The organism is Pseudomonas sp. GW822-FHT01E03, from assembly GCF_058802985.1.
The window spans coordinates 154,823-177,653 of record NZ_JBXAOQ010000012.1 but is presented as its reverse complement, the minus strand read 5'-3'; the positions used below and the strand labels follow the sequence as shown (position 1 = coordinate 177,653).

The window sequence follows — 22,831 nt, the reverse complement described above, 5'->3', positions numbered from 1 at the left end:
CCTGCTGGCTGCAAAAAACTGTGGGAGCGAGCTTGCTCGCGATGAGGGCTTAACATTCAGCATTTTTGCTGGCTGATACACCGCTATCGCGAGCAAGCTCGCTCCCACAGGGGTTTTGTGTTGGGGTTTGGCTTTGGGTTGACCAGGCTACACCCTATTCCTCCTTCCTCGCCGCCGTCACGGTCACTTCAATGGCCCGGACACTGATCGCCGCGAATGTCGCGGTCATCAGCACGCCGTTGAAACCCAGCAGGATCGCCAGCACTCGCGACACACCCAGTTTGGGCACCAGCTCTCCATAGCCGATGGTCAGGCCGGTCACGAAGGCGAAGTAGACACCGTCTAACGGGCCCCAGCCTTCCAGGTGGGCGATGATGAGGCCGAACGCAATGATCACCAAAAGCAGTATCGAGAAGATCGGCCACACCACTTTTAAATAGAACCAGACGGCTTTGTAGAACTCGTGGCGGACGTTTGATGCACGGGCGAGGTTCATGGCATGGGCTTCCTGGGGGTTGACTGGCCGACATTTGAATGCCCGGCGCTAATACCCCGTTCAGCTTGGCACAGGCGCTGAAAACTGCGACTAACGGGGCGTTATCTCTGACGAGGACTATGACAAAGATGACGCCCCGCAAACTATCCAGAAACCGCCCACTGTTGAATTCGTTGTAGGAGCGAGCTTGCTCGCGATGGTCGTGAACGATAACGCGTGTTTACAGGATAAACGCGGCGCCCTTGAGTCCATCGCGAGCAAGCTCGCTCCTACAGTGTTCGGGTCAGTTCGCTTCAGTTTCCCGAATCAGCTTCTTGTTGATCTTGCCGACGCTGGTCTTGGGGATTTCGGCGACGAACTTGAACTGCTTGGGAATCGCCCATTTGTTGATGCGGCCGCCATCGACAAAGGCTTGCAGGTGCGTCTCCAGAATCTTGCGGTCGAGGTATTGCCCGAGCTCGCAAACGACCATGGCCATCGGGCGTTCACCCCATTGTTCGTCGGCAATGCCCACCACGGCGACGGACATCACGCCCGGGTGTTCGCTGATCAGGCTTTCCAGTTCCAGGGAGCTGATCCACTCACCGCCGGTCTTGATCACGTCCTTGATGCGGTCCTTGATTTCCACGCCGCCCAGCTTGTCGATCGAGGCCATGTCGCCGGTGTGCAACCAGCCGTTGTGCCACAACTCCGCGCCTTTGTCCGGGGCTTTCAGATAGCCCTGGGTCAGCCACGGCGCGCGTACCACGATCTCGCCCAGGGACTCACCGTCATGGGGCACATCTTTGCCGTCGGCGTCGATGATCTTCAGGTCGACCAATGGCACCGGGGTGCCGGTCTTGATGCGGATCGGCAGTTGCGCTTCGGCGGACAGCTGCAGGTCTTCATCGCGCAGGTACGTCAGGCACAGCAACGGGCAGGTCTCGGACATGCCGTAGCCTGCGTGCACCACCATGCCTTTGGCATTGGCTTCGCTGGCCACGCCGAGGGTCAGCGCGCTGCCGCCCAGGAGCATTTTCCAGCCATCGAAACGGGTCGCCTTGCCTTCCTCGCAGTTGAGGATCATCTGCAGGATGGTCGGCACGCAGTGAGAGAAGGTCACCTTCTCTTCACGGTACAGCTTGACCAGGCTGTTGGGTTCGTAGCGGCCCGGGTAGACCTGCTTGATGCCCATCAGGGTCGCGACATACGGCACGCCCCAGGCATGCACATGGAACATCGGCGTGATGGGCATGTACACGTCGTCGGAACGCAGCAGCGGCTGGCCCTGATAGACGCCCAGGGTGCCGACGGCATTCAGGGTGTGCAGCACCAACTGGCGGTGGCTGAAGTACACGCCTTTCGGGTCGCCGGTAGTGCCGGTGGTGTAGAACAGCGTGGCGACCGAGTTCTCGTCGAAATCGGGGAAGTCGTACTGGTCCGAGGCCTGGGACAGCAGGTGCTCGTACTCGCCCAGCACCGGCAGCGAGGTCGTGGTCGCCTCGTCATCGGTGAGTTGCAGGTAACCTTTTACGGTTTCCAGCCGACCGTGGATCTGCTCGACCAGGGGCAGGAAATCATCATGCACCAGCACCAGGTCATCCTCGGCGTGGTTCATGGTGAACAGCACCTGCTCCGGCGACAGGCGAATGTTCACCGTGTGCAGCACCGCGCCGATCATCGGCACGGCGAAGAAGCATTCCAGGTAGCGGTGGCTGTCCCAATCGAGCAGGGCCACGGTGTCACCGGCCTTGACCCCGGCCGCCGTCAGCGCATTGGCCAGGCGGCGAATACGCTTGTTGAGGGTCTGGTAGCTGTAGCGCAGCTTGTCGGCGTAGACGATTTCCCGGCCCGGCTCGTAGCGCACGCCGGACAGCAGCAATTGCTTGATCAGCAAGGGGTAGGCATAGGCGCCGTCGGCGGGCGGAATTATTTTTGTCGCCATCATGTTTAAGGTTCCTTGTCCTTTCGATCAGAACTGATCGGCTTGCAGCTCGTAGAGGCAGTCGCTGCCGGCCTTGGCCGATGCGCTCAACGAGTGGATACGCGGCAGCAACCGGGCGAAGTAGAAACGCGCGGTGGCCAGTTTGCTGGTGTAGAAATCGTCCTCGCCATCGCCGCTCATGACGGCCTTGGCCATGCGCGCCCACATGTAGGCGTAAGCGGTGTAGCCGAACACATGCAGGTACTCGACCGAGGCCGCACCGATTTCGTTCGGGTTGTTTTGTGCCCGGTCCAGCAGCCACGCGGTCAGGTCGTCGAGAGTGTCGACGGCGGCGTTCAGCGGTTGGATGAACTCGGCAAGGTCAGCGCCAACGTTGGCGGTGAAGTTGCGGATTTCCGAAGCGAACAAGCGGTAGAGCGCCCCGCCGCTGCCGACGATCTTGCGCCCGGCCAGGTCCAGGGACTGGATGCCGTTGGTGCCTTCGTAGATCTGGGTGATGCGCACATCACGCACCAGTTGCTCCTGACCCCACTCGCGGATGTAGCCGTGGCCGCCGAAGATCTGCTGGCCATGGAGGGTGGTTTCCAGGCCCATGTCGGTGAGGAAGGCCTTGGCCACCGGGGTCAGCAGCGATACCAGATCCTGCGCGCGCTGGCGTGTCGGTGCGTCTTCGCTGTACTTGGCGATGTCCAGTTGCAGGGCCACGTAGCTGGAGAACGCACGGCCGCCTTCGTTCAAGGCTTTCATGGTCAGCAGCATGCGGCGCACGTCCGGGTGCACGATGATCGGGTCGGCGGCCTTGTCCTTGAATTGCGCACCGGTTGGCGCACGGCTTTGCAGACGGTCACGGGCGTATTCGACGGCATTCTGGTACGAGCGCTCGCCTTGGGCCAAGCCCTGGATGCCCACGCCCAGACGCTCGTAGTTCATCATGGTGAACATCGCCGCCAGGCCTTTGTTCGGTGCGTCGACGATCCAGCCGGTGGCGCCATCGAAGTTCATCACGCAGGTGGCGGACGCCTTGATGCCCATCTTGTGTTCGATGGAGCCGCAGGACAGCGCGTTGTTTTCACCCAGCGAACCGTCGGCGTTGACCAGCACTTTCGGCACCAGGAACAGCGAGATGCCTTTCGGGCCGGCCGGTGCATCGGGCAGCCGCGCCAGTACCAGATGGATAATGTTTTCCGTGAGGTCGTGCTCGCCACCGGTGATGAAAATCTTGCTGCCGCTGACCTTGTAGCTGCCATCGGCCTGGGGTTCGGCCTTGGTGCGGATCAGGCCCAGGTCGGTGCCGGAATGGGCTTCGGTCAGGCACATCGAACCGGTCCAGGTGCCGGCGTACATGTTCGGCAAGTAAGCCGCTTTCAGTTCTTCACTGGCGTGGGCCTTGATCGACAGGCAGGCGCCGGCGGTCAGCATCGGGTACAGGCCGAACGACAGACTGGCCGAGTTGACCATCTCTTCGACCTGGGCCGAAATCGCCTTGGGCATGCCCATGCCGCCGTACTGCGGATCACCGCCGACACCCACCCAACCGCCTTCGGCGAAGGCTTGATAGGCCTGGGCAAAACCGTCCGGGGCGGTGACCGCGCCGTCGTTCCAGGTGCAACCCTGTTCGTCGCTGGCGCGGTTCAGTGGCGCGATCACTTCGCCGCTGATCTTGCCGGCCTCTTCGAGGATGGCGGCGGCGGTCTCTTCATCGATCACGTCGGCCAGGCCGGGCAATTGTGCCCAGAGCCGGGACACCTGGAAAACCTCGTTGAGTACGAAGCGCATGTCGCGCAGGGGAGCTTTGTAATCAGACATCTTGGCTTACTCGGAAGTGGTCACGGCATGGGGCATGCCGGGACGTTCAGTGGATTCGGTGTTTTCGGTTGCCGCGACAGAACCGGGCTTGGGTGCCCGTTCGCGCAGCAGGAAGTACGACAGAGCGGGAATCAGGATCAGCGCGCCGAGCATGTTCCACAGGAACATGAAGGTCAGCAGGATGCCCATGTCGGCCTGGAACTTGATCGGCGACCAGACCCAGCACACCACACCGGCGGCGAGGGTGATGCCCACCAGCCCGACCACTCTGCCGGTGAAGGACACGGCGTTGCGATAGGCCTGGGATAGCGGCAAGCCCTGGCGCTGGAAGTGCAATTGCACGCTGAGCAGGTACAAGGCGTAGTCGACGCCGATGCCCACCCCGAGGGCGATCACCGGCAAGGTTGCGACTTTTACGCCGATACCCATGGCCACCATCAAGGCTTCGCAAAGGATCGAGGTCAGCACCAGCGGCAACAGGGCCACCAGTGTGGCGCGCCAGCTGCGGAAGGTGATCAGGCAGAACAGCGTCACCGCCGCATACACGTACAGCAGCATGGTGCGGTTGGCTTCGCGCACCACGATGTTGGTCGCGGCCTCGATCCCGGCGGTACCGGCGGCGAGCAGGAACTGGCGATCCTCGCTGCTGTTTTCCTTGGCGAACTTGTCGGCAATCGCCACCACGGCATCGAGGGTTTCAGCCTTGTGATCCTTGAGGAAGGTGATCACCGGCATCAGCGAGCAGTCGGTGTTGAACAGCTCCGGCGAGTTGACCGAGGCTTGCTGGGCAGCGTAGTTGAGCACGTCCTGGTTGCGCTGGATGCTGTTGAGCTTGGGGTTGCCTTCATAAGTACCGGCAGTGATCTGCCGTACCGCGTTGACCAGCGAGGCCGTCGCCTGCACGCCCGGATACTGTTGCAGCTCCCAGGCCAGGCGGTCGGCGAGCACCAGGGTCTTGTAGTTCAGGCAGCCTTCCGGCGCGGTCTTGATCATCACCGCGAACAGGTCGCTGGACAGCGCGTAGTGGCTGGTGATGTAGGCGTTGTCGCGGTTGTAGCGCGAATCGGCGCGCAGCTCCGGCGCCCCGCTTTCCAGGTCGCCGATCTTCAGGTTCAGGCTGACCATGAAACCGCCGATGCCCATCAACACTGCGACCAATACGGCACCGGTGGCCCACTTGCGCGTGGTGAAGCGGTCGAGCAGGTCCCACAGTTTGCCGAAGCCTTTGTGGTGTTCGGCGCGATTGTCGATTTTCAGCGCACGCTCGGCGGCTTTCGCGCCCACACCGACATAGGACAGCGCCACCGGCATCAGCAACAGCGAGGTGAAGATCAGCACCGCGACGCCGATGCTGGCGGTGATCGCCAGGTCCTGGATCACCGGAATATCGATCAGCATCAACACGGCGAAGCCCACGGCGTCGGCCAACAGCGCGGTGACACCGGCGATGAACAGACGGCGGAAGGTGTAGCGCGCAGCGATCAGTTTGTGGGTGCCGCGGGCGATGTCCTGCATGATGCCGTTCATCTTCTGCGCCGCGTGGGATACACCGATGGCGAAGATCAGGAACGGCACCAGCACCGAGTACGGATCGATGGCGTAGCCCAGCCAGGCGACGATACCCAGTTGCCAGACCACCGCGACCAGCGAGCAGCCGACCACCAGCAGGGTGCTGCGCACGCAACGGGTGTAGGCGTAGATGATGATCAGCGACGTGACGACGGCCAGGCCGAAGAACATCATCACTTGAATGAGGCCGTCGATCAGGTCGCCCATGAGTTTGGCGAAGCCGATCACCCGCACCTTGTAATGACCGGTGCCTTCGACCCCGGATTTACGCGCAGCGCTGTCACCGGCGTATTCGATCTTGTCGCGCAACTGCTCTTCGAGCATCTGCGAGAAGGCGTGGTAGTTGATGCGTTGACCGCCGGCGGCGGCTTTGTCCATCAGCGGCACGATCAGCATGGTCGACTTGAAATCACTGGCTACCAGGCTGCCCACCACACCGGCGCGGGAAATGTTCTGGCGCAACTGTTCGATCTGTTCAGGCTGCCCCGAATAGGTGTCGGGCATCACCGGGCCACCCTGGAAACCGTCCTCGGTGACTTCGGTCCAGCGTACGGCCGGGCTCCACAGCGACTTCATCCAGGCGCGGTCGACGCCTTCGGTGAGGAACAGCTGGTCGTTGACCTGCTTGAGCACGTCCAGGTATTCGGGATCGAAAATATCGCCCTGGGTGTTCTCGACCACCACGCGCACCGAGTTGCCCAGACCGCGCAGCGACTGGCGGTTTTCCAGGAAGTTCTGGATGTAGGGCTGGCTCTGGGGAATCATTTTTTCGAAGCTTGGGCGCAACTCCAGGCGAGTCACGGCCATGAAGCCCAGCACCACGGTGGCGAGCGCCATCAGCAGCATGAACAGCGGGCGGTAGTTGAACACCAGCCGCTCGAGGAGGTTGCCGGAGCGGTGGTCGAAATCCCGCAGTTCGCGGATCACCGGCATGGCGTCTTGTTTGATATTGCCCATGTCTGGGTTCTCGCTCTTAGGGTTCGAGGGCTGGATCGGCGGACAGCGTCCGGGCACCACGGCTGCCTGCCAGCACCAAGGCGCCATCGGCGGACTGGGTGGCGCCGGCGACCGGGGTCGGTGCCGGTTGCTGCTTCAGATGCAACTGCGCGCCCGTCCCTTGGCTGACCAGCATCTGCCCGCCCTGGGTGAACAAGCGATAATTGCCACGGGCATCGATCAGGCCTGCGGTGATGCTGACGTGCAGGCCCGTGTCCAGTGCGGTCCAGCTCTGGCCGCCGTCGGTGCTGCGCAGCACGTTGCCGCGCAGGCCATAGATCAGCACTTCGCCAGGCTTGCCGAGCACGCCGAAGAAGCTGCCTTGATAAGGCGTCGGTACCGCGTTGAAGCGTTGGGCGCTGTCGTCCCATTTGAGCAGCAGGCCTTGCTCGCCCGCGATGTACACACTGTCGCCGGTAGAGGCGATGGCGTTGAGATGGAAACCCTGGGGGTTGTCGGTGCGGTCCTGGAATGGCGTCCAGGTCAGACCACCGTCGTCGGTGCGCAGGATCAGGTTGAATACCCCGACCACATAGCCGGTTTTGTCGTTGGCGAACCAGACGCCGAGCAGCGGTTTGTCCGCACCCTGATCGGCTAGTCGTTGGCCTTCCATGGCCAACTGGGGCCATTGCTCATTGCCCGGTTCGGCGCTGGCCAGCGCCGTGTAATGCTTGACCAGCAAGGCGCCGATCTGACGACCGTCGAGTTGCTTCTGCCAAGTCGCGCCGGCGTCGCTGCTGTGCAGCACCACGCCGTCATTACCCACCGCCCAGCCTTGGGTGGTGGTCGGAAAATTCACCGCAGTGAGGTCGGCACTGGCCGGTACGGCGGCCTGTTGCCAGTGGTTTCCCGAATCATCGGAAAACAGAATATGGCCACGCTGGCCGACGGCAATCACGCGCGCGCCGGCGCGGGTCATGCCGGACAACGGGCTGTTGATCGCCAAGGCACTGACTCTGGCGGGCAGGTCCAGTACATCGACGTAATCGGCCGCATGGGCGATGCCCTGCGACAGGCCGAGCACAACGCCAAACGCCAGCTGCAAAATATTGTTTTTATACGAACACATGCTGCGTCCTCTTCGGAAAACCGCGCCGGGACACACATCGGTGTGCCTGACGTTCAAACCTTGCGCCGTGCAGGTCATGTGGGAGCGAGCTGTGGCGAGGGGGCTTGCCCCCGTTTGAGTGCGCAGCACTCACAAGATCTTCGATACATCGGAAATTTTGGGGCTGCTTCGCAGCCCAACGGGGGCAAGCCCCCTCGCCACAGCTCGCTCCCACAGTGGATCGTGCGAGCGTCTGCTTGCGGTTGGCTTAGCGAATACCGGCGCCGGCCAGGGATTCCGAAGACCACTGGGCCTTGGAGAGCGGCTCGATGTACTTGATGCCGCCGTAAGGGCCGACTACGCCGTTGATGTTGTAGGAACCACCGACCAGGTCGTAGATCATGAACGGCGTGGAGTCCGGAACCTGCTTGTCATAGCTCTGGCTCAGGAAGGCGAAGGAACCGCGATAGAGCTGACCACGAGCGTCATATTGATCCGAGGCCAAAGCGGTCCAGCTGTCTTCGTCGAGGTAGAAGCGGCGCTTCTGGTAGATGTGACGGGCCCCGGCCTTGAGGTTGCCTTCGACGACCCATACACGGTGTTTTTCCCAGCGTACGAAGTCAGGTGACAGGTGATTGGCGGTGGTCAGCGACTTCGGATCCTGCACGTAGGTCAGCTTGTAGGTGTTGTAGGGCACGATCATTTCTTGCTTGCCCACCAGCTTCCAGTCGTAGCGATCCAGCGCACCGTTGAAGACGAACACGTCATCGTAGGTGCCCGCACCGGCGGTACCCGGGTTTGGCGTGTCGTAAGCCAGGCTCGGAGCCAGTTTCACTCGACGCTGCCCCGGCAAGTACTGCCAGGCGCGACGCGGTTGCTGCAACGGGTTGGCGGCATCCTTGAGCATGATCGCCTCACCGGCGCGGCGCGCAGGGCCGGTGTATGCCAGCTTCATCTGGTAGTACACGTCGGCGCTGCTGATCGGCTGCGAGAGGTTTTCATAGATCGGGTAGGAGATGTTCGCTTGCCCAGTGGTCGCCAGGCTCGGAACGCCTGCTGAGTCAACGTTCCAGGAGTCGTACTTGGAGCTGATGCTGACGCCTTGGTAGCGCAACAGGAAGTTCCACATCGCTTCATTGCCCGACTGCGGAATCGGGAATGGAATGCCCGGCAGCACGTTGTCGATGGCCAGGCCACCTTCCAGGGACTTGGCGCCGCTGGCGTTCTTCACGCCGTTATCCAGGATCGCTTGAGGCAGCGAAACGGTGCGGTGCGTCGGGAACACGTCGACACGGAACGTCGGGAAACGCTTGGCCAGTTCTACCGTGGTCGCCGTGAGCATGCCCTTGTACTGATCGACGTTCTTGCCGTCGATCACCAGTACCGGCTTTTCACTGGCAAACGGGTCCGGACGCATGCTGTCGCCGGCCTTGAAGCTGGCCGGCGGGGTGGTCAGGCCACCGTTGTAGGCAGGAATGGAACCATCAGCGTTCCCGGCTTTTTCAGCCCCTACCTGTGTCAGGCTGGTGCCCAGCTTGGCAGCTTCCTGAGTTGAAACAGCAGCCTGTGCCTGAGCGGCGAAGACCATGGCCAGCGAAGCGGCCAACACGGTTTTTACAAATTTCATCTTGTTATTCTCCTGCTTGCATTGAGCAAATCAGTGGTGAATCAGAATGTTGTTTTCATCGTCAGGTACACGGCGCCACGGTCCTCAGTCGTGGCACCACCTCCGGAGAAGGACGAGTAGCCACCTGCGTAACAGGCGTAGTTTTCGTTGCCGCTGAAGGCGTTCGGGGTGGAGCCGTCACCGCCCTTGGAGCCGGTGCTCACACCGCTGACGTTGCACTTGTCGGTTTCGCCAAAGGAGTCCACGTACTTCAGGTCGACAAAATATTTGTTGTAGACAATGGCGCCCACGCCCACGGCATAGTTGCCGGTGTCCTTGGCACCGCCACCGGAGACCGGCGACACACCGTCGAGACCGACGTTGACGGACATCGGCGCGTTGAGATCGACACCCGGGAATACCTGGTACCAGGTCGGTGTGAAGTTGACCGCCAGACCCCAGTTGTCACGGGTCGGCGCGTCGATGCCGCGATAGCTGTCCTTACCCTTGTAGAGCGCTTCGTTCTTGCTATCGAGCTTGAGCAGGTTGCTGTAGTACAGCTCGGCAAGCACAGTCGCCTGATCGAACACCGGCGTTTTCGGCAGGGTCATCAGACCGTTGAGCGTCCAGTGCAGGGTGTCACCGGTGGCACTCATGCTGTCGCCACGGCTCGGGGTGTCATAGACCACACCGGTGGCGTCCGTACGTGCAGGCAGCAGACCAAGCCCTTGCCCCAGGCCCAGCGGGCTGCGGGTACTGACGATCGCCGGGATACTGGCCAGCGGCATGTTGTGACGAACGTTCAGGTCCGAACCCACGCTCACGCCACCCACGTCCTTGGACAAGCTCAGGCCAAGGATCTTGATGTTGTCGGCATAGGCCAGTTGATAGGTGGCGGTGTCCAGCGAATTGAGGGTGTTGATTACCGCTGGCACCTGCCCCGCCGGACGGGTGCCGTTCGGGTTGGCCGAGGTAATGCCCCTGGCGTCCAGATAGGCTTGGGGCAGGATTTCCGAGGTTTCGCGGTAGTAAACGCCGAGGGTGCCATCCAGCCAGGCCGGCGACCATTTGGCCATGACGCCCCAGTCACCGCTGTCATGCGGAGTCAGGTCCTTGCCACGACGCACATTGGTCAAGGCGTTGCACGGCGCCAGGCCACAACCTAGCGGGCTGCCCGGTACCACGGCGTTGGTGTTGCCCAACAGGAACGATTGCGCGCCGAAGCCGACCAGGTCGGAACCGCCGTAATAGGTGCCCGCTTCCGGCAGACGCGCGGCATCCCAATTCAGGAAATACTGGGCACCCACGGTCAGCTCGGGATTGACGGTGAACGACATCGACACCTGGTTACGCGGAACGAACAGTTCCTTGGCCTCGGTACCCGGCGACGCGGCTAGCTTGGCCAGGTCGAGGCCGGACTGGCCATAGCTGACCGAGTGCACCGGGTTGAGAATGGTCTCGCCCCAGAACACGTTGTGCTGACCGGCCTTGGCGCTGAACATCGACTCCTCGCCCACTTCGGTGCTGTAGAACACGAAGGCGTCGAGGATTTCGCCCGAAGGACCGCTGTAGTAGCGCTGGGCATAATTGCTCAGGTGCGAGCTGCCGTTACCGACGTTGTCACGGGTGACCCCTGCCAGGCGCGGGTCATTGGCGATCAGGCCCGAGGTCGATCCATTGCCGTTGACGAAGGGGTTGGAGTTGGAGCCGGTGTTGTCATAGGCCTTGTCGTACCAGCTGGCGGCGCTGACGCGAAAGCCCATGGCGTTCTTGTAGACCACGTCCATTTCGGTCAACAGATCGATACGGTTGGTGATGTTGGTCCCGGCCTTGCGGAAGTTGTAGTCGCCGTCGTTGTTGTTCGGCGTTCCCAACATGCGTTTGTCGGCGCTTTCGGTGCGCACGCCATAGTTGTACTTGATGGTGTTATCCACGCGGACGTTCCAGTCCGGATTCCCCGTCTCGATCTCGACCGCATGGGCCGCAGGTACCGTTGCCGCAAGAATGGCTGAGGCCAGCAAGGTGTAGCGTGGAGCGGTGAAGCCGTGACTCTTATTGTTGTGCATTGCGTTGTCTCCGCTTTTTTGTCTTTGTTTTAAGCGCAGCCGCCCTCGCGCAAACATTGATGGGTTTGCGTTTAAGGAATGAGGGCAAATGCCGGTTGGCGTACTGCCAGTCCAGCTCCTTGTACTAGCGATCCAGCTCCAGGATGAGTGCTTCAGCTTGCTGCCAGTGGCCAAATCCTGCGGCCGGATTGAGGTGGCCGACATCGCCCAGATTGAGCAATTCGGCGCCCCAGCCTTCTGCCATGCGGGTGACCGCAGGAAGACTGGCCAGGTGATCGTTGGTGCTGCCGGCCACGATGCTGCGAAATGGCAGCGGGCCTTGTGGCAGAGGATTCCAGCCCTGGCTACGCAGGGTTTCGGAAGACGGATAGTTTGACGGCCAGACCGCATCAAGGTCCGGTGGCGCGGCCAGCAAAGCGCCCTTGATCGGTCGGCTGTAGTGCGCAGCCCAGTGCGCGACCATCAGCACGCCGGCGCTGTGGGCCACCAGAATCACGGGGCCGTCGATTTGTTCGAGTTCGTGTTGAATCGCCCGCACACGGGCCATGCAATCGAGTTTGTCGGTCTCCAGCGGCGCAACACTGCGCACGTTGCTCAGCCTGGCGGCAAGCAATGTTTGCCAATGTTCGGCCACGTGCTCGCGCAGACCCGGAACGATCAGAATGGTGGCGGCAGTTTGCAGTTTGTCCACGGTCAACACCTTCGCTTTCTCGATAACTCGACTGGCTGTTTTCGCCAGGGGCTTTTTGTAGTGTCGACATTAAAGAGCGCCCACCCGAAGCGCTTTACATTGGACGTCATGCACTTTTCTTTTGATGACAAATTGTCCGACAGCAGGACAGTGCGACCACTGGTCGAAAATCCCCGCAGGTTGGCGCAAGGTCACTGTAATCAACGGATGAGCGCTGATGGCTCCATGCAGCGTAGAAGATTGGTGACCGTATGGCATGAAATCCATCAACGACATGACAACTGTTCAACTGTTGATACGCTGGATATAGTCGCCACGCTCACGCCAACCGCCATCGGCACAGGGAAGACTTTCGCATGACCAAGCTTGTTCGCGCCGCTGTCTTGACCAACTACCTGGAGGTCACCCAGTACCTGGGTTTCAACCCGCGCGACGTGCTGGCCGGTGTCGGCTTGAGCAGGGCCCAACTGCAAGCCCCTGAACACCGCATCCATATCGATGCCGCCGTCCGTTTGCTGGAAGACTCGGCCGCCGCCAGCGGCTGCCAGACCTTCGGCCTGAGCATGGCCGAATCGCGCCAGCTCTCGGACTTCGGCGTGGTCAGCCTGCTGCTCAGCCACCAGCGCACACTGCGCGATGCCTTGCAGGTCGTAGTGGATTACCGGCACCTGATGAATGACTCGCTGGCCATCTTCATTGAGGAGGCCGGCAAGATGGTGATCATTCGCGAAGAGGTTGTCACCGAAACGCCGATGCCCAGCCGCCAGGCCACGGAGCTGGCCATCGGTGTAATGTTCCGGCTGTGCTCGGCCCTGCTGGGCTCACACTGGCATCCCTACAGCGTCAACTTCATGCACCAGCCACCGGACAACCTGCACCTGCATCGCCGCCTGTTCGGCTGCAACCTGGAGTTCGGCAGCGAGTTCAACGGCATCGTCTGCCCTGACATCAGCCTCGACATGACCAACCCCAACGCAGACCCGGCCATGGCCCGCTATGCCCAGGGCTACCTCGACTCGCTGCAGAACCACGAAGGCGCCTCGATGCTGTTCGAGGTGCGCAAGGCCATCTACCTGCTGCTGCCCATGGGGCGCGCCACCATTGAGCAGGTGGCCCAGAGCCAAGGCATGAACGTGCGCACCCTGCAACGCCGCCTCAAGGACGACGGCTGCGCCTTCAACGACGTGATCAACGACGTGCGCCGCGACCTGGTGCTGCGTTACCTGGACAACCCCAACTACTCCCTCAGCCGCATTGCCGACATGCTCGGCTACTCGATGGCGAGCTCGTTTACCCGCTGGTTCATCAGCCAGTTCGGCATGCCGCCGGCGACGTGGCGTGCGCAGAAGCAGGCTGGGGCGAAACCGTCCTGACAGCAGGGCAAAAAAAAACGGCGACTGCTGGTACAGTCGCCGAAAGCGCGAGATTGGAACTGCAATCCTTGTAGGAGCGAGCTCGCTCGCGATGGCGGTGTGTCAGCCACCATGAGTGTTGAATGTGAAACCGCTATCGCGAGCAAGCTCGCTCCCACAGGTTTTGTATCAACCTGACGATTAGAGCCCCCAGCGCAGCAACAACAGCACCAGCACGACCAGGAACACCGTCTCCCCCACCATCAGCAGAATCGGCTTGATCCCGACCGCTGCCAGCTCACGCAAGCGGGTCTTCATGCCCAGGGCACTGATGGAAATCACCAGGCACCAGCGCGACAGTTCGTTGACCGATCCCTGCACCGCAGGCGCTATCCATCCGGTGCTGTTGATGCAGGCCAGAATCAGAAAACCGACGGCAAACCACGGCAACAGCGGCGGGCGCTTGCCGGTCGGATCGGCGCCTTGCATGCGGGTGATCATCGCCGCAGTGACGATCACCGGCAGCAGCATCGCAACGCGCATCAGCTTGACCACCGTGGCCGTGTCGCCGGTCTCGGTCGACATGCTGTAGCCGGCGCCGACCACCTGGGCCACGTCGTGGATCGTGGCGCCGAGGAACACACCCGCCACCTGCGGCGACAACTGCAGCCAGTTGGCGATCATCGGATAGACAATCATCGCCAGAGTCGACAACGCCGAAACGCCAATGACGGTGAACAGGGTCGCCCGCTCTTTCTGCGGATGGTTCGGCAGCGCCGCTGCCAGCGCCAAGGCCGCCGAAGCGCCACAGATGGCCGTCGCGCCGCCGGTGAGCATGCCGAACAGGCGCTGGAAGCCCAGGGCCTTGGCGGCGATCACAGACACGCTGATGGTCACCACCACCAGGATCACCACCAGTGCAATCGGCTTCCAGCCCAGCGCGGCCATTTGCTCCAGGGTGATGCGCATGCCCAGCAGCGCCACGCCGATGCGCAGCACGGTGCGGGCGGTGAACTCGATACCGGCCTTGCAGGGGCCGTCATCGGCGAGAAAATTCAGGGCCATGCCCAACAGCAAGGCAAACAGCATGACCGGCGCACCGTAGTGCTCGGACAAGAACGACGCGGCGGCCGCGACAATCAGACTGACGATTAACCCAGGTGCCAGTTCGCGCGTGCGAGTGTGGATACGGGTAAGAGCAATGGCGCTCATGGCGCGGACTCCTCGGATGCGATGACGATAAACGCCTGGCCGTCGATGATCTCGACCGGGTAGTTGGTGACTTTGACCTGCCTGGAGTTGAGCAGGTAGCCGCTGTGCAAATCGAAGCGCAAACCATGGGCGAGGCATTGAATCACCCGGCCTTCAAGACGCCCTCCGCATAGGGAAGAGCCCTGGTGCGGGCAGCTGTCGTCAATGGCAAACAACTGCCCGTCGACGTTGAACAGCGCCAGGCTTTTGTCTTCGAACTCGAACAGCGCCCGGCCTCCAGCCTGCGGGTGTTTGCCGGCTGGCACGGGAATGCGTCGGGTCATGCTGGCTGCCGCTCGCGATCACTTTCCTTGAGGGCTTCGGTCATGGCCGCGAGCAGCGCCTGAGCAGGTTGTGCGCCGATCACCGTCATGCGGTTGTCGAACTTGAAGCTCGGCACGCCACTGGTCGCGTCGGGGGATCCTTCAAACGGCGTGGCATCGCCCTTCAGGCAATCGAGCACCCCGTCCGGAGCGACGCCGCAGGAGCGGGCAATGGCAAGCAAGGTCTCACGGCAACCGAGGTTTTCGCGCCTCAGGAAATAAGCGGCGAACAGTCGCTCGAGCAACATTTCACGCTGACTGGCATTGCCCAGTGCGCTGGCACGCTCGAACAAACGATGGGCGTCCGCGGTGTTGGGCATCGTCTCGATACGGCTGAGGTCGATGGCCAGTCCAACCGCCCCGGCAGCCTGCTGCACCTGATTCTGGCGCATGGTCATTGCGTCGGCATTGCCCAGGCGCTTGCGGTAGAAATCGGCGAAAGGTTCACCTTCTACCGGTATCTGGGGCAGCAACTGCACGCCATGCCACACCGTGGTGATCTGCACATCCGGGTGGCGACTGCGAAACTGCACCTGCGCATGCTCCAGTTGGCGTTTGCCGATCAGGCACCAGGGGCAGATAAAATCGAAAAACACATCAATACGTAAACGACGACTCACAACTTCACCTCTATCCCGGCTGCACTGACGGGCTCAGGCACGCTCTGACCCTCAAGCCGGGCGATATCTTTTTGGTAATGACACTTGGCATAGAAGAACACCGCTGCCGCCGCGAGGCTGACCAGTGGCACTAATTGGAAAGCGGCATGCAGGCCGATGAGGTCGGACACACGGCCAGTCAGGAACGGCCCGGGTGCCAGCCCCAGCAGGTTATTGGCCAGGGTCAGCGTGGCGAACGCCGTACCGTGGACGGAGTAATGGGTCAGGTTGGCAACCATCGCACCGGCGGGGCCGGTGGTGCCGGTGGCAATCGCCATGCCCAGACAGATCAGCGCCAGTTGCACAGGCCCTGCCGACAATGCGAACGCTGCCGACAGCAACAGGCAACTGCCCAGGCAAAAACCAATGGCCAGGCTGACCTTGCGCTCCGGCGAGTTCCGACACAGGCGATCGCTGAGCATGCCGCACAGGATCATCCCCGCACCGCTGCACAACACGATTACTGCCGCCATGCCACCGGCCTTGTCGGTAGGCATGTCGTAGTAGCGGTTGAGGTAGCTGGGAATCCACACCATCACCGTACCGCCGACGAACAACTGCAAGCCGCTGGCGATGTAGGTCGACACCACCGAACGGCTGGACCACAGCGTGCGCAGCGGACGCTTGACCGCGGCAGCCGTCTTGTTCGCAATCTGCGCGGCACGTCGTGGCGCTATGCGCGCTTCCTTGACGATGAGCGGATAGAGCATCGCCAGCACCAGGCCAAACAGCGACATGCCGGCGAACGACCAGCGCCAGCCCAGCTTGGCGGCAATCGCACCGCCCAAAGCCATGCCCAACACCGAACCGAACATGCCGCCAGCCATGAAGGCACTGGCCAGGGTGGCTCGCATGTGTTTGGGGAACACCGAAATCACCACCGCGATGCCCACGCTGCCGTAGGCGGCTTCGCCGACGCCGACCATGAACCGCGCAATGAACATCTGCTGGTAGTCCTGAGCCAGCGCGCAACCCAGGGTCGCTACGCTCCACAGGAAAGCCATCAGCGCCAGGCTCTTGACCCGACCGAAGCGGTCGGCCATCAACGACAGGGGAAATGTCAGCAGGCCGACCATCAGGGCAACGATGCCGCTAAGCAGACCCAGTTGTCCGTCGCTCAACGCCCACTCAGTCTTGAGCAGGGGGAATACCGCGTTCAGTACCTGACGCGACATGTAATCGGAAATCAACAGACCGAACGTCAAGGCAAAGACGATCCAGGCATATTGGCGCGCAACGCCGACTCCGCAGGAGTCGTCATCGTCAGCGGCTATTGGGTGAAAGGCCATGCAGCCTCCTCAAGAGCTTTGTTTTATTTTTGTTATCAAGCGTGCAACGGTCAGGCGGACGAGAGGTCACGGCCTCTCGCCCCGACCCTCGGTCATCCGCGTTGCGGTACACCTTTCTGCCCAGCCTTGCGGTTGGGGGCCATGCCGTTGGCCAACAGGGTTTCTTCGATGGTTTCGTACTGCACGCCGATGCGGTAGATCTCGCGGGCTTCTTTGCCGGTGGCGATTTCACGGCCCAGTTCATGGGCAATGCGCACGGTTTGCTGGATCTGTGCAACCGAGCCGAAACGATCGCCCTTGTGATCAATGATAGTGTCTTCATTGCCCACGCGCGGGTGCATGCCCATGGCCATCGACATGGTGTTGAACGGCATGACGTTCTTGAGCAGCGATTCGGAGGTCAGGGTGCAACCGTCCGGCGCGCGGTGGATGAAGTTGAAGAAGTTGAACGGGTTCGGGCCGTCGAAACCGCCGCCGATGCCGATCCAGGTCAGGTTCAGCGGGCCCTTGTAGATGCCCCTGCGCACCAGGCGCTCGAGGGTTTCCATGGCGTGCATGCCGGTCAACTGGAAGTGTGGCTGGATGCCGTTGTCCATCAGGCGCTTGAGGTGCTCGGCCACCCAGGCCGGACCTGCCGGTACGGTCATTTCGCTGTAGGCGGCGTGGATCAACGGGTTGTCCAGGGAGGTGCCCTTCAGGTATTCCGGATACAACAGCTCCATGATGTTCATTTGCGTGGTGTTGATCGCGACCGTGACCTGATCCGGTTTCGGCGTCAGCTCGGCCAGCATGTGGCGAGTGTCGTCGGACAGCCACTTGGCCGCTTCGCCATCGCTTTCCGGAGCGAAGGAAATCGAGCCGCCGACCTGGATGATCATGTCTGGCACGGCTTCACGCACACCGGCGATCAGCTCGTTGAACTTCGACAGGCGCTTGGAGCCCTTGCCGTCCAGTTCGCGCACATGCAGGTGCAGCACGGTGGCGCCGGCTTCATAGCATTCGACCGCTTTCTGGACTTGCTCATCCATGGTCAACGGGATGTCTTCCGGGAAGTCTTCCGGCATCCACTCCGGGCCGTACGGGGCCACGGTAATGACTACCTTTTCCATGTTTTCGGGGTGCAGGGAATCGTCGAAGAATTGCATGGTTAACTCCAGTTCTTATGCCAGTTCTTATGATTGTTCCGCCCACCCGGGGTCGTGCCGGGCAGACGTGTTTACGAGTGCGAATGCTGCGAGTGCGGATGCAGGTGGCGTTCGATCAGAACGTCTTGTCGCCGATAATCCCGGCACGCTCCATCTTGCGATGGCACGGCGGGTAATCCATGACGGCGTAGTGCTGGGTACTGCGGTTGTCCCAGATGGCGATGCTGTTGGGCTTCCAGCGCCAGCGCACCTGATACTCAGGGATGTACGCCTGGCTGATCAGGTAACGCAGCAACTCGCCAGCGCCGGGGTTGGCGTCCTGGCCGAAGCGCACCCGCTCAGGGGTGTGGTAGTTGCTGAAGTGGGTGGTGAAAGCGTTGACGAACAGCACCTTCTCGCCCGTTTCCGGATGGGTGCGCACCACCGGGTGTTCGGCGTCCGGGTACATCGCCTTGAGCGCCAGGCGTTTTTCAATCGGCATGGCGGCACCGAAGCTCGCTTCGATGCTGTGGCGGGCACGCAGGTCGGCGATCTTGACCTTTACGTCTTCCGGCAAGTTCGCATAGGCCTGGACCATGTTGGCCCACATGGTGTCGCCGCCCACTGGCGGACATTCCACGCAACGCAGCACGCAGCCCATCGGCGGTGCTTCGCGCCAGGTGGCGTCGGTGTGCCAGGCGTTTTCATAGCGGTCCATCGGCTGGTCAGGATTCTTGTAGATCTGCACCAGCCCCGGATGCTCCGGATCACTGCCGGCCACCGGATGATCCTCCAGCTCGCCGAAGCGCCGGGCGAAGGCCACGTGCTCGGCGCGGGTGATGTCCTGATCACGCAGGAACACCACGCGGTGCTTGAGCAACTGGGCACGAATCTCGGCAAACAGACCATCGTCATGCACCGCGTCGGCCAGGTTGACGCCGATCAGCTCGGCGCCAATGCTGCAGGTCAATTGTTCGACTTTCATGGCTGGCCGCTCCTTAAACGACGAAAATCGATGAGCCGGTAGTCTTGCGCGATTCAAGGTCGCGATGAGCCTGCACGGCGTCCTGCAGGGCGTAGTGCTGGTTGATCTCGATCTTGATCCGGCCGCTGCCGACATGGTCGAACAACTCGCCGGCCAGGGCGGCTTTTTCCGCAGGGTCGCTGATGTAGTTGGCCAGGGCAGGACGGGTCAGGTACAGCGAACCTTTCATCGCCAGCATCACCGGGTCGAACGCCGGGATCGGGCCGGATGCGGTACCCACGCAGACCATCAGGCCACGGGGTTTCAACGAGTCCAGCGACCCCATGAAGGTGTTCTTTCCAACGCTGTCGAACACCACGTTGACGCCCACACCGTCGGTCAGTTCGCGAACGCGAGCGGCGACGTCTTCATGGCTGTAATTGATCGTATGGTCGCAACCGTGAGCCCGGGCGATTTCCGCCTTTTGCTCGGTCGAAACCGTGCCGATCACGTTCAGGCCCAGCAACTTGGCCCACTGCGAAACGATCAGACCGACACCGCCAGCGGCGGCATGCAACAAGATGCTGTCGCCCGGTTTGAAGTCGTAGATGCGGCGCATCAGGTACGAGGACGTCAGGCCACGCATGGTCATCGCGGCAGCGGTCTCGAAGCTGATGGTTTCCGGCAGCTTGATCAGCGGCGCGGCCGGGATCAGGCGCTCGGTGCTGTAGGCGCCGAGGGTGTTGAGGAAACCGGTGTAGGTGACGCGATCACCAACCTCGACGTTGGTGACCCCTTCACCAACGGCCTGGACTACGCCAGAGGCCTCGACGCCCATGCCGTTGGGCATCGGAATCGGGTAGGTACCGTTACGGAAATAGGTGTCGGCATAGTTCAGGCCAACCGCCACATGACGAAGGCGAACCTGGCCGGGACCGGGTTCGCCGACTTCGACGTCCTCATAACGTAGAACTTCGGGACCACCGGTTTCGTAGAAGCGTACGGCTTTGGCCATTTTTCTTATTCTCCAATCTGCAATATGGGCGTGTTGCATCGAATTGCGCTGATTGGACTGTAGGACGAGGCCTGTTGAGACGCTTCTCATCAGACGACAATGGCTTTTCATTTGGTGACAGGCAGAAACGGGATCGTTCTAGCCGGTCCCGTCGTCACCTGCGCTATCATCGCCCGCCTCGATTCCCCAAGAGCCTTGACCCCGGATGTCCGAAGCACTGCCACTGTCCAACGATCACCCAGCCCTGCCGCCGGTCCTGGCCGGCCCGCTGTTGCGGCGTCTTGAGCCCATGCGGCTGGTGCTGTGGCTGGTGGGTTCCCGGGCGCTGACGCTGACCTTGCGCTTGCAGGGCGTCGGCGATATCCGACTCGATACCGGGCAATGCACAGTGATTGCGGTGGGGGCTCATGCCTTTGTGCACTTGATCGATGTGCAACTCGATTGCGCCCTGCCCCGGGATGAGTCGATCGACTATGACCTGCTGATCGATGGCACAGAAAAAGGCATCGCCGACTGGGCACCGCACCTGCTGTATGGCGATGCCCATTGCCCGAACTTCGTCCTGCGCGCACGGGTCGATCAGTTGCTGCACGGTTCTTGCCGCAAACCTCATCACCCGGCGACAGACGGCTTGCTGTGCGTCGACCGGTTGCTTGCCCAGGAACACGAGGCAAAGGACCGCCCGGCACTGCTGATGATGACTGGCGATCAGGTCTACGCCGACGATGTCGCGGGGCCGATGTTGCGGGCGATTCACGCCTTGATCGAGCGTCTGGGCCTGTTCGGGGAGCACCTCGAAGGCGCGGTGGTCAGCGACAGCGCCAGGCTCTACGAGCATCCGGCCAGTTACTACCACCGTGCGGATCTGCTGCCGGCACTGCAAAGCAATGAAACCCTGCGCGAGCGATTTTTCGGTGGCGCGCGCAAGCCGATTTTCACCAGCAGCAGCGCCGACAATCACCTGGTGACCTTCGCCGAAGTCATGGCCATGTACTTGTTGGTCTGGTCGCCAGTGCCCTGGACCCTGATCGCGCCCCAGGCACCGACGCTGACGCCGCAAAGGCTCAAGCGCTACGCCCTTGAGCAGACGCGCATCGATGCCTTCAAGGCAGGCCTTGGCGACGTCGCGCGGGCACTGGCGCATCTGCCGACGCTGATGATTTTCGACGACCACGACATCACCGATGACTGGAACCTTTCCGCGCAATGGGAAGAAACGGCCTACGGCCATCCGTTCTCCCGGCGCATCATCGGCAACGCGCTGCTGGCGTATATGTTGTGCCAGGGCTGGGGCAACAACCCGGATGCGTTCACTACCCTGCTGGAAAAGTCCGGAGCCTTGAGCGACAGTGCGCGCGACCTTCACCTCGACAGCACGGTTCAGGATGACTTGATCAGTGATCTGCTGAAGTTTCAGCACTGGCATTACGTGCTGCCGACCACCCCGGCCATGGTGGTGATCGACACCCGCACCCGGCGCTGGCGCAGCGAGATGAACCTCAAGCAGCCTTCCGGTTTGCTCGACTGGGAAGCCCTGAGCGAGCTGCAACAGGAACTGCTGGACCACCCGAGTGCGATCATCGTTTCGCCGGCGCCGATCTTCGGCGTCAAACTGATTGAAACCGTGCAGCGGGTATTCAGCTGGTGCGGTTATCCACTGCTGGTGGACGCGGAAAACTGGATGGCCCATCGCGGCGCGGCACAGGTGATCCTGAACATTTTCCGCCACTCGCGCACCCCGGGTAACTACGTGGTGCTGTCGGGCGATGTGCACTATTCCTTCGTCTACGAAGTGCTGATCCGCCACCGCAAGGCCGGACCGCGCATCTGGCAGATCACCAGCAGCGGCATCAAGAATGAATTCCCGCCCAGCCTGCTCGAGTGGTTCGACCGCCTCAACCGCTGGTTGTACTCGCCACGCTCACCGTTGAACTGGCTGACCAAGCGTCGACGCATGCGCATCGTGCCCCACGTGCCCGAACACGCCGAAGCGGGTGAGCGGCTATGGAACTCGGCGGGGATCGGCCAGGTGTTCTTTAATGAAAAAGGTCAGCCGCAGGACATTTTTCAGCACAACGCCAATGGCTCGCCGAAGACGCGGATGGTGGCCCCCAAAAGCGGCGAGTGATCCCACAATTGATCGGAGTCGCCATGGACCTCACCCGCACCCTGGTCATCGGTAATTCCGGTTCCGGCAAGAGCTGGCTGGCGCAGCGGCTGGCCGAGCATTTGAGTGTGCCCTGGACCGATCTCGACCGGATTCACTGGCTGTCCGACGAACACAGCATCCCCCGCCCCCGAAATGAAGCGCTGGGAATGGCGCGGATCGCTGCCGATGAAGAGCGCTGGGTGATCGAAGGGGGTTACGGCTGGATCGTCAGTGAAATCCTGCCACGAGCGACTGCGCTGATCTGGCTGAGTGTAGGGGACGAGGAATGCGTGGCCAACATTCGACAACGCGAGGGCGGGCGCGATGAACAGGACCTGTTGCTTATCGCCTTGCTGGAGTGGGCGGGCAGTTATCGCCAGCGGCTGGGGTCCAGTGGGTTTGCGGCGCATCAGCAACTGTTCGAGGGGTTTTGCGGTGCGAAAATCCGGCTGGAAGACCGGGAGGAAATCACCGCACTAGCTCGTCACTCGTAAGTATCCGGA

Annotated in this window: 18 protein-coding genes; 3 read left to right on the top strand and 15 right to left on the bottom strand. The window is 61.6% G+C overall.

Annotation, left to right across the window (positions count from 1 at the left end; genetic code table 11):
- Nucleotides 1-154 precede the first annotated feature (154 nt).
- The 8 genes from AC1RP7_RS23385 to AC1RP7_RS23350 all read right to left on the bottom strand — a co-directional run bounded on the left by AC1RP7_RS23385 (nt 155) and on the right by AC1RP7_RS23350 (nt 12,202).
- Entirely contained in the window at nt 155-496 is a 342-nt protein-coding gene (locus tag AC1RP7_RS23385) for a potassium channel family protein (RefSeq protein ID WP_154861668.1), read from the bottom strand.
- A gap of 283 nt (nt 497-779) precedes the next feature.
- Nucleotides 780-2,423 (bottom strand): fatty acid--CoA ligase, encoded by a 1,644-nt coding sequence (locus AC1RP7_RS23380; RefSeq protein ID WP_493182838.1) that lies wholly within the window; start codon nt 2,421-2,423, stop codon nt 780-782.
- Between the two features lie 24 nt (nt 2,424-2,447).
- On the bottom strand, nt 2,448-4,226 hold the full coding sequence (locus AC1RP7_RS23375) for an acyl-CoA dehydrogenase C-terminal domain-containing protein (protein ID WP_154861664.1): 1,779 nt from the start codon (nt 4,224-4,226) through the stop codon (nt 2,448-2,450).
- Nucleotides 4,227-4,232: 6 nt separating this feature from the next.
- Nucleotides 4,233-6,752 (bottom strand): efflux RND transporter permease subunit, encoded by a 2,520-nt coding sequence (locus tag AC1RP7_RS23370; RefSeq protein ID WP_090453212.1) that lies wholly within the window; start codon nt 6,750-6,752, stop codon nt 4,233-4,235.
- 16 nt (nt 6,753-6,768) lie between these two features.
- Nucleotides 6,769-7,860 (bottom strand): WD40/YVTN/BNR-like repeat-containing protein, encoded by a 1,092-nt coding sequence (locus AC1RP7_RS23365; RefSeq protein WP_493182840.1) that lies wholly within the window; start codon nt 7,858-7,860, stop codon nt 6,769-6,771.
- A 247-nt stretch (nt 7,861-8,107) separates the two neighbouring features.
- Nucleotides 8,108-9,466, bottom strand: a complete 1,359-nt coding sequence (locus AC1RP7_RS23360) for a DUF1329 domain-containing protein (protein WP_057716322.1) — start codon at nt 9,464-9,466, stop codon at nt 8,108-8,110.
- A gap of 41 nt (nt 9,467-9,507) precedes the next feature.
- Complete coding sequence (locus tag AC1RP7_RS23355) at nt 9,508-11,511, bottom strand: DUF1302 domain-containing protein (protein ID WP_223501167.1); 2,004 nt, start codon at nt 11,509-11,511, stop codon at nt 9,508-9,510.
- Between the two features lie 124 nt (nt 11,512-11,635).
- Nucleotides 11,636-12,202, bottom strand: a complete 567-nt coding sequence (locus AC1RP7_RS23350; RefSeq protein WP_057716669.1) for an RBBP9/YdeN family alpha/beta hydrolase — start codon at nt 12,200-12,202, stop codon at nt 11,636-11,638.
- Between the two features lie 356 nt (nt 12,203-12,558).
- On the opposite strand from AC1RP7_RS23350, the gene AC1RP7_RS23345 reads away from it, so the two are divergent.
- Nucleotides 12,559-13,575, top strand: coding sequence for an AraC family transcriptional regulator (locus tag AC1RP7_RS23345; protein ID WP_150815013.1), 1,017 nt, complete (start codon nt 12,559-12,561; stop codon nt 13,573-13,575).
- A 180-nt stretch (nt 13,576-13,755) separates the two neighbouring features.
- Here AC1RP7_RS23345 and AC1RP7_RS23340 read toward each other — a convergent pair whose 3' ends face one another.
- From AC1RP7_RS23340 to AC1RP7_RS23310, 7 genes are all read right to left on the bottom strand, one after another.
- Nucleotides 13,756-14,766: a YeiH family protein gene (locus AC1RP7_RS23340; protein ID WP_057716325.1), complete on the bottom strand. Its 1,011-nt coding sequence runs from the start codon at nt 14,764-14,766 to the stop codon at nt 13,756-13,758.
- Entirely contained in the window at nt 14,763-15,089 is a 327-nt protein-coding gene (locus AC1RP7_RS23335) for a Rieske (2Fe-2S) protein (protein ID WP_057716326.1), read from the bottom strand. Before AC1RP7_RS23335 ends, AC1RP7_RS23340 begins: the two co-directional genes overlap by 4 nt.
- Nucleotides 15,086-15,748: a DsbA family oxidoreductase gene (locus AC1RP7_RS23330; protein ID WP_154947348.1), complete on the bottom strand. Its 663-nt coding sequence runs from the start codon at nt 15,746-15,748 to the stop codon at nt 15,086-15,088. Before AC1RP7_RS23330 ends, AC1RP7_RS23335 begins: the two co-directional genes overlap by 4 nt.
- Nucleotides 15,745-17,076, bottom strand: coding sequence for an MFS transporter (locus AC1RP7_RS23325; protein WP_057716328.1), 1,332 nt, complete (start codon nt 17,074-17,076; stop codon nt 15,745-15,747). The genes AC1RP7_RS23330 and AC1RP7_RS23325 overlap by 4 nt, the downstream gene beginning before the upstream one ends.
- Nucleotides 17,077-17,168: 92 nt before the next feature.
- Entirely contained in the window at nt 17,169-18,221 is a 1,053-nt protein-coding gene (locus AC1RP7_RS23320) for a beta-keto acid cleavage family enzyme (RefSeq protein ID WP_057716329.1), read from the bottom strand.
- 115 nt (nt 18,222-18,336) lie between these two features.
- Nucleotides 18,337-19,185: a TauD/TfdA dioxygenase family protein gene (locus AC1RP7_RS23315; RefSeq protein WP_057716330.1), complete on the bottom strand. Its 849-nt coding sequence runs from the start codon at nt 19,183-19,185 to the stop codon at nt 18,337-18,339.
- Nucleotides 19,186-19,198: 13 nt separating this feature from the next.
- On the bottom strand, nt 19,199-20,179 hold the full coding sequence (locus AC1RP7_RS23310) for a quinone oxidoreductase family protein (protein WP_008050013.1): 981 nt from the start codon (nt 20,177-20,179) through the stop codon (nt 19,199-19,201).
- Nucleotides 20,180-20,384: 205 nt separating this feature from the next.
- On the opposite strand from AC1RP7_RS23310, the gene AC1RP7_RS23305 reads away from it, so the two are divergent.
- Together AC1RP7_RS23305 and AC1RP7_RS23300 are read left to right on the top strand one after the other, a co-directional pair.
- The gene (locus tag AC1RP7_RS23305; protein ID WP_493182843.1) at nt 20,385-22,307 is read left to right on the top strand and encodes an alkaline phosphatase D family protein; all 1,923 of its coding nucleotides are present in this window, start codon (nt 20,385-20,387) and stop codon (nt 22,305-22,307) included.
- A gap of 23 nt (nt 22,308-22,330) precedes the next feature.
- Nucleotides 22,331-22,822 carry a P-loop NTPase family protein gene (locus tag AC1RP7_RS23300; protein ID WP_493182845.1) on the top strand — a complete coding sequence of 164 codons (492 nt, stop codon included), beginning with the start codon at nt 22,331-22,333 and terminating at the stop codon, nt 22,820-22,822.
- Nucleotides 22,823-22,831 lie beyond the last annotated feature (9 nt).

Bases quoted from the DNA above. Each gene is read 5' to 3' on its own strand.
- AC1RP7_RS23385 (WP_154861668.1), bottom strand. From the start codon at position 496: ATGAACCTCGCCCGTGCATCAAACGTCCGCCACGAGTTCTACAAAGCC.
- AC1RP7_RS23380 (WP_493182838.1), bottom strand. From the start codon at position 2,423: ATGATGGCGACAAAAATAATTCCGCCCGCCGACGGCGCCTATGCCTAC.
- AC1RP7_RS23375 (WP_154861664.1), bottom strand. From the start codon at position 4,226: ATGTCTGATTACAAAGCTCCCCTGCGCGACATGCGCTTCGTACTCAAC.
- AC1RP7_RS23370 (WP_090453212.1), bottom strand. From the start codon at position 6,752: ATGGGCAATATCAAACAAGACGCCATGCCGGTGATCCGCGAACTGCGG.
- AC1RP7_RS23365 (WP_493182840.1), bottom strand. From the start codon at position 7,860: ATGTGTTCGTATAAAAACAATATTTTGCAGCTGGCGTTTGGCGTTGTG.
- AC1RP7_RS23360 (WP_057716322.1), bottom strand. From the start codon at position 9,466: ATGAAATTTGTAAAAACCGTGTTGGCCGCTTCGCTGGCCATGGTCTTC.
- AC1RP7_RS23355 (WP_223501167.1), bottom strand. From the start codon at position 11,511: ATGCACAACAATAAGAGTCACGGCTTCACCGCTCCACGCTACACCTTG.
- AC1RP7_RS23345 (WP_150815013.1), top strand. From the start codon at position 12,559: ATGACCAAGCTTGTTCGCGCCGCTGTCTTGACCAACTACCTGGAGGTC.
- AC1RP7_RS23340 (WP_057716325.1), bottom strand. From the start codon at position 14,766: ATGAGCGCCATTGCTCTTACCCGTATCCACACTCGCACGCGCGAACTG.
- AC1RP7_RS23335 (WP_057716326.1), bottom strand. From the start codon at position 15,089: ATGACCCGACGCATTCCCGTGCCAGCCGGCAAACACCCGCAGGCTGGA.
- AC1RP7_RS23325 (WP_057716328.1), bottom strand. From the start codon at position 17,076: ATGGCCTTTCACCCAATAGCCGCTGACGATGACGACTCCTGCGGAGTC.
- AC1RP7_RS23320 (WP_057716329.1), bottom strand. From the start codon at position 18,221: ATGCAATTCTTCGACGATTCCCTGCACCCCGAAAACATGGAAAAGGTA.
- AC1RP7_RS23315 (WP_057716330.1), bottom strand. From the start codon at position 19,185: ATGAAAGTCGAACAATTGACCTGCAGCATTGGCGCCGAGCTGATCGGC.
- AC1RP7_RS23310 (WP_008050013.1), bottom strand. From the start codon at position 20,179: ATGGCCAAAGCCGTACGCTTCTACGAAACCGGTGGTCCCGAAGTTCTA.
- AC1RP7_RS23305 (WP_493182843.1), top strand. From the start codon at position 20,385: ATGTCCGAAGCACTGCCACTGTCCAACGATCACCCAGCCCTGCCGCCG.
- AC1RP7_RS23300 (WP_493182845.1), top strand. From the start codon at position 22,331: ATGGACCTCACCCGCACCCTGGTCATCGGTAATTCCGGTTCCGGCAAG.